Source organism: Kribbella ginsengisoli (assembly GCF_039537185.1).
GTDB classification, from domain to species: domain Bacteria; phylum Actinomycetota; class Actinomycetes; order Propionibacteriales; family Kribbellaceae; genus Kribbella; species Kribbella koreensis.
On the sequence record NZ_BAABAA010000002.1, the window covers coordinates 220,049 to 236,568 of the forward strand.

Below are 16,520 nucleotides of genomic sequence, written 5' to 3' on the forward strand. Positions count from 1 at the left end.
AGCTTATTGACTGACCCAACGGACGAATCCCACACTCGGCAGCAACCCCGCCCCCGACATGTGTGAGGAATCAAGGATGACGAACCTACCTCCCGTCAGCCGCCGGACCCTACTCCGCGGCACCGCCGGCCTCGGGCTCGGCCTCGCGGCCGGCGTACCGATGACCGGCACCGCACAGGCCGCGCCCGGCGGATTCCCCAACTACAGCTACGTCCGGGTCGCATTCGACAAGGCCAACCTGCGCTACAACCCCACCGGCGAACTGATCTTCCCCAGCGTCCGCGGCACCGTCGGCCGGATCAGCAACGCCCTCGGCCGTTTCTACCTGTACTACGCCCCGCACGACGCCCCCGGCGGCCTCTGCCTCGCCTACTCCAACTCGCTCGGCGGACCGTACACGGAGTACAACGCCAACCCGATCATCAGCCGCACCTGGTCGCCCAACTACAACGTCTCCCACGTCTCCTCGCCGCACGCGCTGTGGAACGACGACGTCAACGAGATGTGGATGTACTTCCACGGCGAGAACACCACCACCCGCCTGGCCCGCTCGACCGACGGCATCCACTTCACCTACGACAAGGTCGTCCTCAACACCTCGATGCTCCCGGCCGGCACGACGGAGACGTCCTACGCCCGCGTCTTCCGTCACGACCTCCCGTCGAAGAACGCCCGGTACGTGATGGTCTTCATGATCAACACCACCGCGAACCGTCGCTCGATCGGCTGGGGCTGGTCGGGCGACGCCCGCACCTGGACCTTCTCGCAGACCCCGCTGATCAACCCGCAGGACGTCGGCGCGCTCAACATCGGCGCCCCGGCGGTTGCCGAGCGCAACGGTTCGACGTACGTCATCTACCACACGAACATCGAGGCCGGCGGGTCGATGCGGATCACCGAGGTGGGCAACAACTTCGACAAGCGCAACCACCTCGGCGTCTTCCACTCCCCACTCAGCGGCGCGCCGGACAACGGTCGCTGCGCGGCACCGGCGTTCGGCTCGGACAACGGCGTGGAGTACATGATCTACGAGGCCGGCGAACGCCTGGCCGGCTCCATCGCCATCGCCCGAGCCGTCTGAGCCACTAACCAGGCTTGATGTTCTGATTCAGCTGGAACACGTTGCCCGGGTCGAACTCACCCTTGACCCGGGCAAGCCGCTCGTAGTTGTCCTTCCCATAACCGGCGACCACCCGATCCTGACCCTCGTCCCCGATGAAGTTCAGGTAGACCGCACCGGTCGCCCACGGCTTCATGTCGGTACAGAGGTTCCGCGCCCACTCGATCCCGCGCTGATCGTCGGCAGCATCCGCCCAGAGCCCGAACGGGTGGATCACCCACGCCGCGTTCCGATGCGGCAACGGCCACTTGTCGGCATCACGCCCCACCGCACCGCCCCACGGCACCAGTATCTGCTGCGAAGGCGACGGATGAAGCATGCCGGCCGCCCCACCGACGAAAGCGGCGATCGCCTCGTCGGGCAGCTCACTCAGATGCTCCGCCGACCAGTAGTTCCGGAAGCCGGGCGGGTCATCCAGAGCCGACTGAATGGCTGAGTAGGGCATCTCCGCGATCATCACGCCCTCGGGCGACAGGTCCATCATCGGCTGGAAGATCGCCCGCGTCTCCTCCTCGGTCCCGGCGTAGAACGCGGCCGCGCCGACCAGCCGCTCGCCTTGCAGGTGCAGCGGCACGAAGTCCTCCGGCGGGCCGGTGAGGTAGATGACACCACCACCCAGTTCGTCCGGTACTCCCGCCTCGATCAGATCGCGGTACCGGCGGATCACCTCCGGCCCCGCGTCGGCCGGCCAGAACAGCATCGCCAGCGTCATCGACGTCAGCGGCCGCAGCTTGAACGTCAGCGACGTCGCCACCCCGAAGTTGCCGCCACCACCGTGCAGCGCCCAGAACAGCTCGGTGTTCCGCGTCTCGTCCGCGATCACCAACTGCCCGTCCGCCGTGATCAGCTCGACCGATACCAGGCTGTCGCACGCCAACCCGAACTTGCGCTCGAGCCAGCCGGACCCGCCACCAAGCGTCAGCCCGGCCACCCCCGTCGTCGACACCCTGCCACCCGTCGTCGCCAGCCAGTACTGCTGGCAGGCGCCATCGAGATCCGCCCAGGTCGCACCGCCGGCCACCCGTGCCAGCTTCGCTTCCGGATCGACCTGTACGGACCGCATCTTGCGCAGGTCGACCACCAGGCCGCCCTCCGTCACCCCCGCACCCGCAACGCTGTGACCACCCCCTCGTACTGCGATCTCCAAGCCTTCCGAGACCCCGTACCGCACCGCCGCGGCGACATCGGCCGCCGACTCGCACTGCGCGATCACCCCCGGCCGCTTGTCGATCATCGCGTTGAACACCGACCGGGCCTCGTCGTACGACGGATCACCCGGCCGGATCACCTCTCCCCCGAAACCGTCCGGCCGCCCCCGATGAGAACCCGGCGAACGCGCCATCGTGTCGGACATGGGAACTCCCCCTTGCGTCGCTGTTCCCCAGTTGACACCCCGATGCTGCGCCCGCTCCCACACCCGGTCAACGCTTCGCCGCTTACCAAAGGGTGACGTGAATCCCCTGTCTACCAACGGTTTCCATCCGACTACGGGCGGCTCTGTCCCGGACGACAGGACATAGTCCGCGGTTGGATCGGTTCCCACGCTCACGGAAACGGCGAGAGGCCGCCGAATGAGCACTATGTCCTGTCGCTCGGGACAGGGGTAACCGCTTGCCGATACGCTCGAGGCATGACCGTCACCGACGCGCAGACCGCAGCAGTGCTGGGTGGACCCGGGCAGGTCCTGTCCGACGCCGACGTCACCGCCTTCATCCACGAGCAACTGGCCGGCGCCGGGCTCGACGGCCGGAGCGTCTGCGTCATCGTTCCGGACGCCACCCGCAGCTGCCCGTTGCCGCTCCTGCTCGGGGCTGTCCACAGCGCCCTGACCGGCAAGGTCTCCCGGCTGACCGTGCTCGTTGCCCTCGGCACCCATGCCGAGATGTCGTCCGATGAGTTGCGCGCCCATCTCGGCGGCGAGTACGACGTGCTGAACCACGAGTGGTGGAAGGAGGAGACCTTCGCCGACCTCGGCACCATCAGCGCGGACCGGATCGGCGAGATCTCCGGCGGCCTGCTGCAGGAGGAGGTTCGGGTCCGGCTCAACCGCGCGGTCGTCGAGCACGACGTCGCGCTCGTCGTCGGCCCGGTCTTCCCGCACGAAGTGGTCGGCTTCTCCGGCGGCAACAAGTACTTCTTCCCGGGCGTCGCCGGCCAGGAGGTCATCGACCTGTCGCACTGGCTCGGCGCGCTGATCACCAGCGCCGGCATCATCGGTACGCCGGGGATCACGCCCGTGCGCGCGTTGATCGACGAGGCTGCCGCGCTCATCCCCGCCGGCAAGCTCGCGATCAGCGTCGTCGCGCAGTCGGGGACGAACGGTCTGCACGCTGTGGCCTTCGGCGACACCGCATCCTCCTGGCAAGCAGCCGCTGCGGTGTCAGCGCAGACCCACGTCCGTTATCTCGACAAGCCGGTACGCCGGGTCGTCTCGCTGATGCCGTCGCGCTATCAGGACATCTGGACGGCCGCGAAGGGCTTCTACAAGGTCGAGCCGATCGTGGCGGACGGCGGTGAGGTGATTCTTCATGCCCCACACGTGACGCAGTTGGCGGCGATGCACCCGGAGATCGAGCAGATCGGGTACCACTGTCGCGACTACTTCCTGGGCCAGTGGGATTCGTTTCGCTCGATGCATTGGGGAGTGCTCGCGCACTCGACTCATCTGCGGGGTGCGGGGACCTGGGATCCGGTGGACGGGGAGCGGTGCCGGGTGGACGTCACGCTGGCGACGGGCATACCGGAGGAAGTCGTCCGGAGGGCCAATCTCGGGTACCTGGATCCGGCGGGGTTCGAGCTTGCGCAGTACGAGAACGACCCGGACACGTTGGTCATCCCGAACGCCGGTGAGATCCTTCATCGGCTCCGCTGACACGGACCTGACTGACGGGTAACCTACGCTCCTATGGAACCAGTTGAGGTCGCCATCATCGGGTCCGGCTTCGCCGGGATTTGCATGGGCATCAAGCTTCGCCAGGCCGGATGTGAGAACTTCGTGATCCTGGAGCAGGCGGATCGCCTCGGTGGGACCTGGCGCGACAACACCTATCCGGGCTGCGCTTGCGACGTACCGTCGTACCTGTACTCCTTCTCGTTCGAGCAGAATCCGCGCTGGACTCGCATGTTCGCGCCATGGGACGAGATCCTCGCCTATCTGGAGCACTGCGCGGACAAGTACGGGATCGCGGACAAGATCCGGTACGGCTCGGACGTCACCGAAGCGGCGTACGACGAAGCCACCGGGCACTGGACCGTCACGGTCAACGGCACCGAGACCGTGCAGGCGCAGGCGTTGGTGAGTGGCGTGGGCAACCTGCACAAGCCGAAGTTCCCGGAGATCGCCGGGCTCGATTCCTTTGCCGGTAAGGCGTTTCACTCGTCGCAGTGGGATCACTCGGATGACCTGACGGGGAAGCGGGTGGCCGTGATCGGCACCGGCGCCTCGGCGATCCAGTTCGTGCCGCGCGTTGCGGAGAAGGCGGCGCAGGTGGATCTGTACCAGCGGACGCCGCCGTGGATCACGTCGAAACCCGACCGCGCGATCGGGTCGCTGGAGCGGTCGCTGCACGCCCGGTTCCCGGCTGGGCAGCGGGCGATCCGCGACATCATCTTCTGGGGGCTGGAGGCGCGCGGGCTCGGCTTCGCGGGCAATCCTCGGCTGATGAAGGGGCTCGAGCTGCAGGCCAAGCGGCAACTGCGCAAGCAGATCAGCGATCCGGTACTGCGGGAGAAGCTGACGCCCGACTACCAGATCGGCTGCAAGCGGGTCCTCATTTCGAACGACTACTACCCGGCGCTGACTCGGGACAACGTCGACGTCGTCACTGACGGGATCGCCCGGGTGACGCCGACCGGCGTGGTCACCGCGGACGGCGTCGAGCGGGAGTGCGACACGATCGTGTTCGGCACCGGCTTCGAGGTGTCCGGCAACCTGACCCGGATCAGCATCCTCGGCCGCGACGGCGTCGACCTCGCCGACGCCTGGAAGCAGAACGGCATCGGCGCCCACCTCGGCATCACGGTCGCCGGCTACCCGAACCTCTTCCTCCTGGTCGGCCCCAACACCGCCCTCGGCCACTCCTCCATGGTCTTCATGATCGAGGCCCAGGTCCGCTACGTCATGCAGGCGCTAGACCTCCTGCGCCGCCGCAACGCCACCTCCGTCGAGGTTCGCGAAGACGTCCAGGAACGCTTCGTCTCCGAGGTCCAGCAGGACCTGGACGGCAGCGTCTGGCAAGGCGGCTGCACCAGCTGGTACCTCGACGCCCAGGGCCGCAACTCCACCATCTGGCCCGACTTCACCCTCACCTACTGGCGCCGCACCCGCCGCCTCAACCCCACCGACTACGTAATCACCCACTAACCCGGCACCCCCACCATTTACTGTCCAAGCCCGCCACTCGCGGGCTCGCCCACCACTGGCGGGCTTGCACGCCACTGGTGGGTTAGCACGCCACTGGCGGGTTAGCACGCCACTGGCGGGTTAGCACGCCACTGGCGGGTTCGGACAGCTGGCGGTGGGCTTGAACAGCTGGCGGTGGGCTTGAACAGCTGGCGGTGGGCTTGAACAGCTGGCGGTGGGCTTGAACACGTTATTGCTTGTTCAAGGTCGCCGTTTGGTGTTCAAGGTCGCTACGAATGGCCGGCGGAGCGGTGGTCAGGGGAGTTTCGGGGGCGTCCCGGAGTACTGGAGTAGGAGACGGCCGGGGGCGGCGTACGACTATAGGTGGAGACGAAGACAGGTCTTTGGACCGACGTTTTCCGGTCGTTTCCGGAGGACTCTTGGAGCATGAACCTCCTCCAGATCCTCAGCACAGTCGTCATCGTCGGCGGTGTCGTGATCACCGCCCTGATCGCCATCATCCCCACGGTCGTAGACCGCTGATCAAAGCCCCGCACTCGAGCCCGGGCGTGCTTCCACCCCACCCCCAACGCCCCGGTGGCCGGCCAGGCGCCCCCACCACCGAGCGCTCGAGTGCGGCCGCCCCACACCCGAAGAGCCCTCGGGGGGCTCGTCGGCTGTGGAGCAAGCAGAAGCAGTACGCCGGCGCTGCGAGCACCTCGCCTGCCAGCGCCTACGAGCAGCTGGTGGCACGCAGCGCCACCAGCTAGCTCGCCTAGCGGGTGCGACGACATTTGAACGCACCTCCAGAACCGCCGACGCCAGCCGTCCGTACGGGGATGACCGGCGTCGGCGGTTCTGTTTATTGCTTGGGGCAACAGAAGTATGAGCAGAACAAAGGGTTCTGATACCTCAGGTGGACTGCAAGACCGGTCCGGGGACCGATGGCCGGAAGGGGTTTCCGGAGGACTGTTGAGGTATGGAAATTCTTCAGATTCTCGGGTCAGCAGCGATCGTGGTCGGTATCTTGCTCACGGTTCTGATCGCCATCGTTCCCACGGTTGTGGACAGGTAGGAGGTCAGCTGACGGACAGGTGACCGAGCAGGTCCTGGCGGGTCAGCACGCCGACGGGCTTGCCATCGTCGAGCACCATCAACGCGTCCCGGCCTTCGAGCAGCTCGACCGCCCGGGTGACCGATTCGCCCGCACCGAGCGACGGCAGCGCCGGGTCCATGTGCAGTTCGACGATGTCCGCGAGCCGCGCCTTCCCGGAGTACAGGGCGTCCATCAGCGTCCGCTCCGACACCGAACCAGCCACCTCAGCCGCCATGATCGGCGGCTCGGCCCGTACCACCGGCATCTGCGATACGCCGTACTCGCGCAGGATCTCGACCGCCTCGGCGATCGTCTCGTGCGGGTGCGTGTGCACCAGCGGCGGCAGACTCCCGTCCTTGCGCGCGAGCACCTCGCCCAGCGTCGCCCCCTGCCGCTCGTGCGCCAGGAACCCGTACTGCGCCAGCCACTCGTCGTTGAACACCTTCGTCAGATACCCACGCCCACCATCCGGCAGCAGCACGACGATGACCGCCTCCGGGTCATCCAGCTCCTTGGCCAACCGGATAGCCGCCGCAGCCGCCATCCCCGCGGACCCACCGACCAGCATCGCCTCTTCGCGAGCCAGCCGCCGCGTCACCGCGAACGAGTCGGCGTCCGACACCTCGATGATCCGGTCACAGATGTCGCGGTCATAAGTCTCCGGCCAGAAGTCCTCACCCACACCCTCGACCAGGTACGGCCGGCCGGACCCGCCGGAGTACACAGAACCCTCCGGGTCCGCCCCGATGATCTGCACGCGCCCGCCGGAGACCTCCTTGAGGTACTTCCCGGTGCCGCTGATCGTGCCGCCGGTACCGACGCCCGCCACGAAGTGCGTGATCTTGCCGTCCGTCTGCTCCCAGAGCTCCGGCCCGGTCGACTCGTAGTGTGAGATCGGGTTGTTCACGTTGGCGTACTGGTTCGGCTTCCAGGCGCCCTCGATCTCGCGGACCAGCCGGTCGGAGACGTTGTAGTACGAGTCCGGGTGCTCCGGCGCGACCGCGGTCGGGCAGACCACCACCTCGGCGCCGTACGCCTTGAGCACGTTGCGCTTGTCCTCGCTGACCTTGTCCGGGCAGACGAAGACGCACTTGTAGCCCTTGGCCTGGGCAACCATCGCGAGCCCGACGCCCGTGTTGCCCGACGTCGGCTCGACGATCGTTCCACCCGGCTTGAGCTCGCCGGAGGCCTCGGCCGCCTCGATCATCCGCTTGGCGATCCGGTCCTTCACGGACCCGCCCGGGTTGAAGTACTCGACCTTCGCGAGCACCAGCGGCTTGGCGCCGTCGGTGGTCTTCGAAAGCCGCACGAGCGGCGTGTTGCCGACCAGGTCCAGGAGAGATTCTGAGTAGCGCACGATCTCACTGTACGAGACGTGCGCGGCGTTCCCCTATTTCACTTGCTTCGGCGTCACAGCGTGTAATCCTGGTCCTATGACAAAAGCCCGGGCCGCCAAGAAACTGGCCCAGGCCGCAGCCTTCGGTGGCGGGGGACTCGGACTGATTGGGGCGACGCTGTACGGCGTACTGACCGCGGAAGCGCGGTACGCCAAGCACGTCATCGGTCCGATGAAGGCTCACCCGGCCAAGGGCGACGGCCTGTACGGTCGGTACCCAGGTCGACCGATCACGCTCGCGATGATCGGCGACTCCAGTGCAGCCGGATACGGCACCTCCTCGCCCGACGAGACCCCCGGCGTACTGCTCGCCTGCGGTCTCGCCGAGCTGGCGAAGCGCCCGGTCCGGCTCGTCGACGTGTCGCGAACGGGGGCCAAGTCCGTCGACCTGGCCGGCCAGGTCGACAACGCCCTGCTCGCCGGCCCACATGTGGCCGCGATCCTGATCGGGGTCAACGACGTGAAGGCGCAGGTGCCTCCGTCCACATCGGTCCGGCTGCTCGATTCCGCCGTACGCCGGCTGCGCGCCGCGAACTGCGAGGTCGTCGTGGGCACCTGCCCGGACCTCGGCGTCGTCCGGCCGATCATGCCCCCGCTGCGCCAGGTCGCCCGCTCGTGGAGCCAGCGTCTGGCTGCCGCGCAGACGATCAGCGTCGTCGAGGCTGGTGGCCGCACGGTGTCAATGGGCTCCTTGCTGAGCGAGGCTTTCCGCACCAACCCGTCGATGTGGGGCCCGGACAACTTCCACCCGTCGGTCACCGGGTACGCCGCCGCGTCGGCCGCCTTGCTGCCATCGGTGGCCGCCGCGATGGGGATCGGGCCGGAGTCGTACGTCTATCCGGAGCCGTTTCGGGGCGAAGCGGTGCTGCCGATCGCGGAAGCCGCAGTACAGGCTGCCCGGACCGCCGGCACCGAGGTCGCGGCGACTGAGGTGGCCGGGCACGAGCGCGGTCCGCGTGGTCGCTGGGCCGAGCTGCGGCATCGCCGGCGCCATCCCAAGGTCGAGGTCGAGCGGGTCGAAGAGGCCGCCGGCGGTACCGCGAACGCAGTACCCGTTGGGAAATAGCGCGTCCGCTGAGCGTTGACTTTCATGAAGAAGGGCTTGCACGCAACGTCTTCCTGATGCACAGTCGAATGACTACGCGATACCCCGGATGAAACGGGAGGCGAAGATGGGCTTGAACCACTCCGAGGAGACGCACCAACGTCTGGTGGAGAAGGTGCCCAGGTGCACTGGACGTGAGATGGCCGAGTGGTTCAGGTTGATGAACGACGGACCGTCGTTCCTGCGCTTCGACGACAGAGTGAGATGGCTTTCCAGCGAGTACGCCCTCGCACACGGGCACGCCACAGCCATCGTCCATGAGTACGACCTCGCCAAAGCGCACAGGCGAATGGGCTGACGAGCCGAACAGGAGACCGAATTTCGCCGGAGACCTGCCCTTTCAGGTGGAGGGGCAGGTCTTCGCTGTTTCCTCGGAACCCCTCCTGAGGGATGCTCACTTTCCGCACTCGACTGACTACTGAGCGTCAGTTAGGCTGCGGAGATGAACATTCGACGGGGAATTCTCCTGGCGGTTGCCGGTCTGTGTACCGCGTCAGCGTTCGTCGGCGGCTCAGCTGTTGCCACTGCGCAGGCGCCGGCGACGGTCTCGGCGACCACTCATTTCGAAACCTATGGCGCCGAGGGCGTCTCGGCCTGGGGCGAGGTCACCGTGCCCTCCGGCGACAAGGCCCGGGTGCAGGGCTGGATCAGGGACGACAAGTGCGACCGCCGCAACGCCGCGGTCAAGGTCACCTTCGACTATCCGCTCGTGGGGACCGACAAGACGAAGTACTTCGTGAACAACACCGACGGCAGGTGCGGCCCGGATCGGCTGAAGTCGTTCGACACGGCGCAGGCGACGGCCAACCTGCAGAACATCTACATCACGGAGTACACCGACAACTGGTGGAGCTCGGAGACCTGGGGCGCCAAGGTCAAGGTCTGGTCGCACTAGCGCGGGGCATGACGAAGGCCCGGCTCCTCCACCTGAAGGAGCCGGGCCTCGTTTTGGTCAGCTAGCTGTGTCAGTTCCCGCGAAGGATGGCGAGGATCCGCAGCAGGTTGATGTACAGCCAGACCAGCGTGACGGTCAGGCCGAACGCGGCCCGCCAGGCCTCGTTCTGCGGCGCTCCGGCGGCGACGCCCCGCTCGACCAGGTCGAAGTCGAGGATCAGGTTGAACACCGCGAGGCCGGCGCCGAGCGCGGCGAACAGCAGGCCCATCGCGCCGAACCCGCCGATGCCGCTGTGGTAGCCGAGCAGGCTGGCGACGAAGTTGATCAGCAGCACGCCGGCGAAGGCCATCGTGGCGATGATGACCATCTTGGTGAAGCGCGGCGTCACCTTGATCGCGAAGTACTTGTACGTCGCCAGGGTCAGCGCGAACGTCACCATGGTCGCCAGGACGGCCTGGACGATCACATCGGAACTACCGACGTACCCGGCGATGAACTTGCTGAAGATCCCCAGGAACACGCCCTCGGCGGCGGCGTACGCCATCACCAGGACCGGGTTGATCCTGCGCGAGAAGGACAGCACCATCGCGAGCACGAAGGCGACCAGGGCACCGGCGACGAACACCGGCGTGACCAGGTTCTCCGGGGTGCGCCACCACGACAGGGCCGCCGCGACGACGACCACGCCGAGCGTGATGCTGGTCTTGACGATGACGTCGTCCAAGGTCATCGGACGGCTGTTGGCGGGGGCACCTTGGTACTGCTGGCCCGGCATTCCGGGTCCGCCGTACTGGCCGGGCTGACCGTAAGGACCCGGCTGACCGTACGGAGCTGCCCCGGGATAGGCCTGGCCTTGGCCAGGCGCAAACGCACTCGACCGGTTCAGGACCGGGTTACTGCTCTGCATGTCATCCTCCTGATAACCCACTGTGGGTCGTACCTGGATACTACGGGCCCACCCTTAACAACGCCTGAGGATCAACCAGGTGTTCCCCAAGCGATATCACCCGGTAACGTCCTTCTCCCCGAGCATCCGCAACCGCTCGGCCGCCAGCGGCGGCGCTCCGAGCAGCACCCACCGGATCCGGGCCCGGAACCGCGCCGGCCGGTGGGCCGCGTGCAGCGTCAACCACGCCACCACCCGCTCCCGCCCGACCGCCTCGACAAACGCCGTGTCCGCCCGCCGGCTCATCCAGCGGCACCAGAAGAAATTCATCAGCATCTGGACAGGCACCATGACCACATAGGCGCAAGCCAATGCCAGCAGCAGCGACAACCAGTAGTTCTCGACGAACCGGCCGGCGAGCAGGATGGCGACAATGCCCACGACGCCGCCGAGAACCGTCATAGCCACCTTGAGTCGCCTGCGTCCTCGCGCCGGGCCGAGCCGCGCCTGTACGAGGCCCTGGACGATGACCAGCTCCTGCTCTTCCTCCGTGGAGAACTCGTTCACATGGTCATGCACTGTGAGCGTGGCTACCCCATGGCTGTTCTCCTGCAGCCGGATGCAGTCCTCCCCGATCACGCCTTCGACCCAGTTGATCGTCGGCATCGGGTAGCCGATGCGGCCGGCCCACTCCCCGACGCGGAGGAACATCTCTTGCTCATTCACCTGCGCATGGTGACGTACGGCGGCCGGTCGCGGCTAGTGGGTTGGCCGGGCGTACCGGCGTACCGGGTGTGGGCGCGGTGCGGCGTCGTACCTGTATGGGCAAGTACGACGCCGGGACCGGTGGCCACCCAGGATGTGGTTCTTCCCGCAGGCCAGTTCTGGGGTTATCTCATGGGTTACGCAGAGTGCTCTCCTGCGATGCGAGGGCCGCGCCGACCTGGTCGGCGAGAGCGACAGCGACCAGCCGCTGCTCGAGGTCGGGGCGCGAGATCCGGCTCGCCGCCGTCAGCAGGAACCGGCCCTGGACGACACCCGCGTGCTGGACGACCAGCTCGATCTCGGCATCGGTCGGCAACCCGTCGCGCTCGACCTTGATCAGCCGGTCCCGCCGGGAGACCGAGCCGTCCGGGTTCAGCTGCGGCGAATGCTCACGCTTGCCACCGGCAAGGAACCGGCAACCGTCGATACGCAGTACGGCGGTGAGCTCCGTCCGCACCTGATCGATCACCTCAGCCGTCGACCCACCAGCCGCGATCGCCTGCGAGGTGGTCATGACGCCGGCCAGATACCCGGTCTGCCGGCTGGCGCGAGCTTGTTGCCGCCGGCCCCAGATCGCGATCTCGGTCACCGCCGCGCCGATCACCACCAGCAGGATCGTCGTCTCGATGTCGTCCTGGTTCTCGATCGTCAGCCGGTTGTAAGGCACCGTCAGAAAGAAGTCGAACCAGACCGCACTGGAAACCGCCGCCACCACCCCAGCCGGCCGCACCCCGAACGACGCCACCGCCACGATCACCAGCACCAGCAGCAACGCCGCATTGGCATTGTCAAAACTGTGCCTGAACGGCGAAACCGCCGCACAAATGATCAATGGGGCGAACACCGCGCCCGTCAGCACCGGATTCCGGTAACTCTCCACACCCTCATTGATACGCCCCACGGCCCAACAATCCAACGCTTCTCACCAGACTCTGACAAACTCCCCTAACCTGACCGGATGACGTCCGACCAGGTGCAACCCGTCGAACGCACCCGCCCGCTGCAGGAGGCGGACGAGCGCGCGACTCTGAACAGCTTGCTCGACTTCCTCCGGGCCACGGTGGTGAACAAGGTCGCCGGCCTCACCGACGAGCAGGCGTCCACCCGCTCCGTCCCCGCCTCGGCCCTGAACCCCGCCGGCCTGGTGAAACACCTGACCGGCACCGAACGCTTCTGGTTCGCCATCGACTTCGCCGCCCAGGACATCGAATGGCCCTGGCCCGACGACAACCCCCACGGCGCCTTCACCCTCTCCCCCGACGACACCCTCGCGTCCCTGGTCGCCGCCTACCAAGCCGAATGCACCCGCTCCCGCGCCGTAGTAGCCGCCGCCCCCTCCCTGGACGACCCAGCCCAAGGCCAAGGCATGACCTTCAACCTCCGCTACGCCCTCAACCACATGATCGAAGAAACCGCCCGCCACCTAGGCCACCTAGACCTCCTCCGAGAGTCCATCGACGGCTCCACCGGCCAATAAGCTCGGGCCCGTAAGCCTTCTAGTGGGTTGGGGTCAACGGATCAGACGCTGGCCGAAGTACGCCGGCAGCGGACCGTGGCCGTGGGGTAGCTACCAGATGTCGACCGCCATCAAGGTGATCTCCACCGAAACCTTGAGAAGCTGATGGCTCGGGTGGAAGGAACACCAGGTCTCCATGCCAACGGTCGTCCGGAGTGGCTGGACGAACACCGAAGCGGACTCGGCGACCACTACGTCGTGGTCTTCGGACCCCCAAGACGTGCACTACCGCTGTGTGGTGGTCAGCGAACTCGCCGGAGAGCTCGCGGGGTTCTACTCCCTCGACCTGCCCATCCGTACCTTCCACCAACTGCCGGACATCTCTCCGGCGGCACTGGTGAGATTCGCTCACGGCTATCTCAGCGCGACTGAGCACATCCCTCTCGACGCCTCACGGCAGAAAACTTGGGATGCAGACGAGTAGCCCGGCATACGATCGGTCCCGTGACCGATTCTGCTGCCGAACACGTCGAGCTCGAGCGGATGGTGGATGCGTTCTTCTCGGCCTTCACCTCTGGTGAGGGCGTTGGGGCACGCCTTGATGTGCTGCGGCAACTCCTCATCCCCCAAGCCGTGATCGTCCGGACCTGCGGCGGCGAGCCGGCCGTCTACGGCGTCGAAGACTTCATCGCCCCACGGCAGGCGCTGCTCGAAGGCGGCACGCTGACCGGCTTCCATGAATGGGCTCTTGGTGGAAGTACAGAAGTCTTCGGGGACATCGCCCACTGGTGGGGCAGTTATGCCAAGGAAGGTGTGCAGGACGGCGTCGCCTTCACGGGTCGCGGCAGGAAGACCATCCAATTCATCCGTACCACCGAAGGCTGGCGAATCTCCGCCGCCGCCTGGGACGACGAACGCCCCGGCCTCACCATCGACTAGTCGAACGGCCCACGCGTCCCACTCACCTCGTGCTTGAGCACCTGTACGTCCTTCAGCTCGAAGTGCTCCGTCGCCGCCGGCGCGATCGCCCGCCAGGCATCCAGCGCCTCATGCGATTCCCAGTACTCAAAGAGATTGACCCGCCCCGGCTCCACCGAATCCGCCGAGATCGACACATCCAAACACCCCGGATACTCCCGCGCCCGCTCGACAATCACCCGATGCGCCGCAACGGCCCGCTCCCGCACCTCCGGATCGACGTACACCTTGCCCGCCACGATCACCCTCACACTCCACTCCTTCCGTCACCAGTACGACGTACAGGCGCAGCCGAAACGGACAACCTCAGCCAATGACTTCCTTCGTACCTCAGTGGTCGGTCGAGCCGGAACGCATCCCACAACTGATGGACCTCTTCGGCTCGGCCTGGTGGACAGCAGACCGCACTCCCGACGACCTCAGCCAGATGCTCCGGGAATCAGACCTCGTGCTGGCCCTGATCCATCAGCCGACGGATCGCCTCGTGGCCTTCACCCGAGTCCTCACCGACTACACCTACCTGGCAATGCTTCTGGACGTAGTCGTCGCCGACGCTTTCCGCGGCTCCGGCCTCGGCGCCGCCCTCATGGACGCCGTCATCCAGCACCCTCGGCTCACCGGCGTACAGAGCATCGAACTCGTCTGCCAACCCGACCTCGTCCCCTTCTACAACCGCTGGGGCTTCACCACCGAAGTCGGCAACTCCCACCTGATGCGCCGAACCACAAACCCACGCCTAACCTCGAGGTCCGGCTAGTCGCCCACGAACCGGAGCGTGCTCCCTGGGCTGTCTCGGCACGTCAGGGCGAGCGCACGGAGACGCAGAAGCCCTTTGCGCTGAAGGTCGCTAGTGGCAGAAACAACCAGCCGATCGATTTCCACGATCAGTCTGTCCATCTCAGCCGGCGAAAAGCTCTTGTCGTCGAACGGCTCGACCTGGCTGAGTACGGGGTACTCGGCAGCATCGACCGGGACCAACTCATCGAAGTCCCCAGCAGCATCAAACGTGCCACCAGCAGGATCCGGCAGTCGAACCACTGCGCCGCCGGCACCCACAAGCTCCGCACGAATACCCACCCGGACATCATGCCCGGCTGGTGTGAACCAGAGCAGAAATACAGCTGCGGGATGCGAACGGAGGACGGGGTCGTGGTCGATCCCCGTGGAGCTACGAAGCCTGGAGTGGTCAGGCTGGGGTGAGGAGGCAGAACTCGTTGCCTTCTGGGTCGATCAGGACTGTCCACGGGATGTCGGTCTGGCCCAGGTCGGCGGGGGTGGCGCCCAAGGACAGCAGTCTGGCCGTCTCAGCCTCCATGTCGTCGCTCGGGTAGGGGCGGAGGTCCAGGTGGACTCGGTTCCAGACGGTCTTCTCGTCGGGGGTGCGGATGAACTCCAGGTATGGACCTACGCCCTTGGCGGAGCGCAGTACCGCGCTGTGGTCGGTCACCTCGTGCAGGGTCCAGTCCATCGCCTCACCCCAGAACCGAGCCATGGCTCGCGGATCCACACAGTCCACCACCACAGCCGCAATCGGCCCGGTGTCCCGGTAAATCGCCCGCGGCTCCAGCACACAAAACTCGTTGCCTTCCGGATCAGCCATGACCGTCCAGGGCACGTCGCCCTGCCCCACGTCGGCGAGCGTTGCGCCGAGCCCCTCAAGACGCGCGACCAACTCCTCCTGATGCTCTACGGAGGTGGTAGCGAGATCGACATGCACGCGGTTCTTCACCGTCTTCGGCTCCGAGGAGACGACGAGGTCGATGCAAACGGCGACAGGATCGGGATAAACAAACCCCTCCGGCTCAAGATTGGTCACCCCAGGCGCTTCACTGGAGATCCCCCACCCAAGCGCCTCCGCCCAGAACCTCCCCAACGCCGAGTCATCCCGAGCCTTCATATTGATCTGCACCAGCCGCATCGCCATGCCGACGATGCTAACGGCGAGCACTAGGTGCCCGGGACGGGATTCGAACCCGTATGCCTTTCGGCTGCGAGGTTTAAGTTCGACCCGACCCATCCCCGACCGTCCGTGGTCGTTCATCTGAGTCGTGGACACCTCGGCCGGTACCCCTCCGATCACGGGTGAACGGGAACGAACTGCAACCGCAACTGCAACCGTTTGGGGGCATAGGTAACCCCTCGGCGGTCGACCCTGCCTCCAGCCTCGTAGCACTGTCACCTTGCGGTGCAGGCGGATTTTGGGGACTGCGTCTGGATATGAAAGTCGCCGAGGGGTACGACAGCCAGATTAGGGCAACAAGATCTCGCGCCGCTAGAGCTGACACTTACGTGTCAAGCACACGTGCCGCGTTGCGCCTCGTTGCGAACTCGGGGCAGCATGGTCGGCAGGCGTCGCCCAAGGCTGCGCAAAGGTCGCACTCGGCGGGCTCAGGCCGATGCCGGGTACTCCGGTTGCTGCGGTTTGCTGCTGCAGTTACAGCGGAGGTTCGGCAAGACAGAGGGCAGTCTCCAGTCGCCGGC

At 66.3% G+C, this 16,520-nt stretch carries 19 protein-coding genes; 10 read left to right on the top strand and 9 right to left on the bottom strand.

Going from position 1 to position 16,520, the window contains the following annotated elements; genetic code table 11:
• The first annotated feature begins 76 nt into the window (after positions 1–76).
• The gene (locus tag ABD768_RS08340; RefSeq protein ID WP_344839114.1) at positions 77–1,081 is read left to right on the top strand and encodes a glycoside hydrolase family protein; all 1,005 of its coding nucleotides are present in this window, start codon (positions 77–79) and stop codon (positions 1,079–1,081) included.
• Between the two features lie 4 nt (positions 1,082–1,085).
• Here the strand turns inward: ABD768_RS08340 and ABD768_RS08345 are convergent, their stop codons facing one another.
• Positions 1,086–2,474 (bottom strand): FAD-binding oxidoreductase, encoded by a 1,389-nt coding sequence (locus ABD768_RS08345; RefSeq protein ID WP_343973258.1) that lies wholly within the window; start codon positions 2,472–2,474, stop codon positions 1,086–1,088.
• A gap of 276 nt (positions 2,475–2,750) precedes the next feature.
• Between ABD768_RS08345 and ABD768_RS08350 the strand changes: the two genes are divergently transcribed.
• Positions 2,751–3,992, top strand: coding sequence for a lactate racemase domain-containing protein (locus tag ABD768_RS08350; RefSeq protein WP_343973261.1), 1,242 nt, complete (start codon positions 2,751–2,753; stop codon positions 3,990–3,992).
• A 33-nt stretch (positions 3,993–4,025) separates the two neighbouring features.
• Positions 4,026–5,483 carry a flavin-containing monooxygenase gene (locus ABD768_RS08355; protein WP_344839118.1) on the top strand — a complete coding sequence of 486 codons (1,458 nt, stop codon included), beginning with the start codon at positions 4,026–4,028 and terminating at the stop codon, positions 5,481–5,483.
• 1,058 nt (positions 5,484–6,541) lie between these two features.
• On the opposite strand, the gene ABD768_RS08360 is transcribed toward ABD768_RS08355, so the two are convergent.
• A complete protein-coding gene (locus tag ABD768_RS08360; protein ID WP_343973267.1) occupies positions 6,542–7,915 on the bottom strand; it encodes a cystathionine beta-synthase in 1,374 nt (457 codons plus the stop codon).
• A 76-nt stretch (positions 7,916–7,991) separates the two neighbouring features.
• On the opposite strand from ABD768_RS08360, the gene ABD768_RS08365 reads away from it, so the two are divergent.
• The 3 genes from ABD768_RS08365 to ABD768_RS08375 all read left to right on the top strand — a co-directional run bounded on the left by ABD768_RS08365 (position 7,992) and on the right by ABD768_RS08375 (position 9,954).
• Entirely contained in the window at positions 7,992–9,020 is a 1,029-nt protein-coding gene (locus ABD768_RS08365) for an SGNH/GDSL hydrolase family protein (protein ID WP_343973270.1), read from the top strand.
• A gap of 88 nt (positions 9,021–9,108) precedes the next feature.
• On the top strand, positions 9,109–9,357 hold the full coding sequence (locus tag ABD768_RS08370) for a DUF4287 domain-containing protein (RefSeq protein ID WP_328328336.1): 249 nt from the start codon (positions 9,109–9,111) through the stop codon (positions 9,355–9,357).
• A gap of 144 nt (positions 9,358–9,501) precedes the next feature.
• Positions 9,502–9,954 (top strand): hypothetical protein, encoded by a 453-nt coding sequence (locus ABD768_RS08375; protein WP_344839122.1) that lies wholly within the window; start codon positions 9,502–9,504, stop codon positions 9,952–9,954.
• Between the two features lie 70 nt (positions 9,955–10,024).
• Here ABD768_RS08375 and ABD768_RS08380 read toward each other — a convergent pair whose 3' ends face one another.
• The 4 genes from ABD768_RS08380 to ABD768_RS08395 form a co-directional block, all read right to left on the bottom strand.
• Positions 10,025–10,861 (bottom strand): Bax inhibitor-1/YccA family protein, encoded by an 837-nt coding sequence (locus ABD768_RS08380; protein WP_343973284.1) that lies wholly within the window; start codon positions 10,859–10,861, stop codon positions 10,025–10,027.
• Positions 10,862–10,957: 96 nt separating this feature from the next.
• Entirely contained in the window at positions 10,958–11,566 is a 609-nt protein-coding gene (locus ABD768_RS08385) for a hypothetical protein (protein WP_344839125.1), read from the bottom strand.
• Entirely contained in the window at positions 11,563–11,694 is a 132-nt protein-coding gene (locus tag ABD768_RS08390; RefSeq protein ID WP_344839127.1) for a hypothetical protein, read from the bottom strand. The genes ABD768_RS08385 and ABD768_RS08390 overlap by 4 nt, the downstream gene beginning before the upstream one ends.
• 41 nt (positions 11,695–11,735) lie before the next feature.
• Positions 11,736–12,485 (bottom strand): DUF4118 domain-containing protein, encoded by a 750-nt coding sequence (locus ABD768_RS08395; RefSeq protein WP_343973291.1) that lies wholly within the window; start codon positions 12,483–12,485, stop codon positions 11,736–11,738.
• A gap of 78 nt (positions 12,486–12,563) precedes the next feature.
• Here ABD768_RS08395 and ABD768_RS08400 point away from each other — a divergent pair, with 78 nt between their 5' ends.
• From ABD768_RS08400 to ABD768_RS08410, 3 genes are all read left to right on the top strand, one after another.
• A complete protein-coding gene (locus ABD768_RS08400; protein WP_344839129.1) occupies positions 12,564–13,082 on the top strand; it encodes a DinB family protein in 519 nt (172 codons plus the stop codon).
• Positions 13,083–13,257: 175 nt separating this feature from the next.
• A complete protein-coding gene (locus ABD768_RS08405; protein WP_344839131.1) occupies positions 13,258–13,545 on the top strand; it encodes a hypothetical protein in 288 nt (95 codons plus the stop codon).
• A gap of 20 nt (positions 13,546–13,565) precedes the next feature.
• On the top strand, positions 13,566–14,000 hold the full coding sequence (locus tag ABD768_RS08410) for a DUF4440 domain-containing protein (RefSeq protein ID WP_344839134.1): 435 nt from the start codon (positions 13,566–13,568) through the stop codon (positions 13,998–14,000).
• On the opposite strand, the gene ABD768_RS08415 is transcribed toward ABD768_RS08410, so the two are convergent.
• The gene (locus ABD768_RS08415; RefSeq protein WP_344839137.1) at positions 13,997–14,290 is read right to left on the bottom strand and encodes a putative quinol monooxygenase; all 294 of its coding nucleotides are present in this window, start codon (positions 14,288–14,290) and stop codon (positions 13,997–13,999) included. The genes ABD768_RS08410 and ABD768_RS08415 overlap by 4 nt on opposite strands.
• A gap of 62 nt (positions 14,291–14,352) precedes the next feature.
• Here ABD768_RS08415 and ABD768_RS08420 point away from each other — a divergent pair, with 62 nt between their 5' ends.
• The gene (locus ABD768_RS08420) at positions 14,353–14,796 is read left to right on the top strand and encodes a GNAT family N-acetyltransferase (protein WP_344839139.1); all 444 of its coding nucleotides are present in this window, start codon (positions 14,353–14,355) and stop codon (positions 14,794–14,796) included.
• Here the strand turns inward: ABD768_RS08420 and ABD768_RS08425 are convergent.
• The gene (locus ABD768_RS08425) at positions 14,793–15,116 is read right to left on the bottom strand and encodes a hypothetical protein (RefSeq protein ID WP_344839141.1); all 324 of its coding nucleotides are present in this window, start codon (positions 15,114–15,116) and stop codon (positions 14,793–14,795) included. The genes ABD768_RS08420 and ABD768_RS08425 overlap by 4 nt on opposite strands.
• Positions 15,117–15,225: 109 nt before the next feature.
• On the bottom strand, positions 15,226–15,963 hold the full coding sequence (locus ABD768_RS08430; RefSeq protein WP_344839144.1) for a VOC family protein: 738 nt from the start codon (positions 15,961–15,963) through the stop codon (positions 15,226–15,228).
• Positions 15,964–16,520: the final 557 nt, after the last annotated feature.

Coding starts and splice junctions, on each gene's coding strand:
- ABD768_RS08350 (WP_343973261.1), top strand. CDS start 2,751: ATGACCGTCACCGACGCGCAGACCGCAGCAGTGCTGGGTGGACCCGGG.
- ABD768_RS08380 (WP_343973284.1), bottom strand. CDS start 10,861: ATGCAGAGCAGTAACCCGGTCCTGAACCGGTCGAGTGCGTTTGCGCCT.
- ABD768_RS08400 (WP_344839129.1), top strand. CDS start 12,564: ATGACGTCCGACCAGGTGCAACCCGTCGAACGCACCCGCCCGCTGCAG.
- ABD768_RS08365 (WP_343973270.1), top strand. CDS start 7,992: ATGACAAAAGCCCGGGCCGCCAAGAAACTGGCCCAGGCCGCAGCCTTC.
- ABD768_RS08430 (WP_344839144.1), bottom strand. CDS start 15,963: ATGGCGATGCGGCTGGTGCAGATCAATATGAAGGCTCGGGATGACTCG.
- ABD768_RS08370 (WP_328328336.1), top strand. CDS start 9,109: ATGAAACGGGAGGCGAAGATGGGCTTGAACCACTCCGAGGAGACGCAC.
- ABD768_RS08355 (WP_344839118.1), top strand. CDS start 4,026: ATGGAACCAGTTGAGGTCGCCATCATCGGGTCCGGCTTCGCCGGGATT.
- ABD768_RS08375 (WP_344839122.1), top strand. CDS start 9,502: ATGAACATTCGACGGGGAATTCTCCTGGCGGTTGCCGGTCTGTGTACC.
- ABD768_RS08405 (WP_344839131.1), top strand. CDS start 13,258: ATGCCAACGGTCGTCCGGAGTGGCTGGACGAACACCGAAGCGGACTCG.
- ABD768_RS08345 (WP_343973258.1), bottom strand. CDS start 2,474: ATGTCCGACACGATGGCGCGTTCGCCGGGTTCTCATCGGGGGCGGCCG.
- ABD768_RS08420 (WP_344839139.1), top strand. CDS start 14,353: ATGACTTCCTTCGTACCTCAGTGGTCGGTCGAGCCGGAACGCATCCCA.
- ABD768_RS08340 (WP_344839114.1), top strand. CDS start 77: ATGACGAACCTACCTCCCGTCAGCCGCCGGACCCTACTCCGCGGCACC.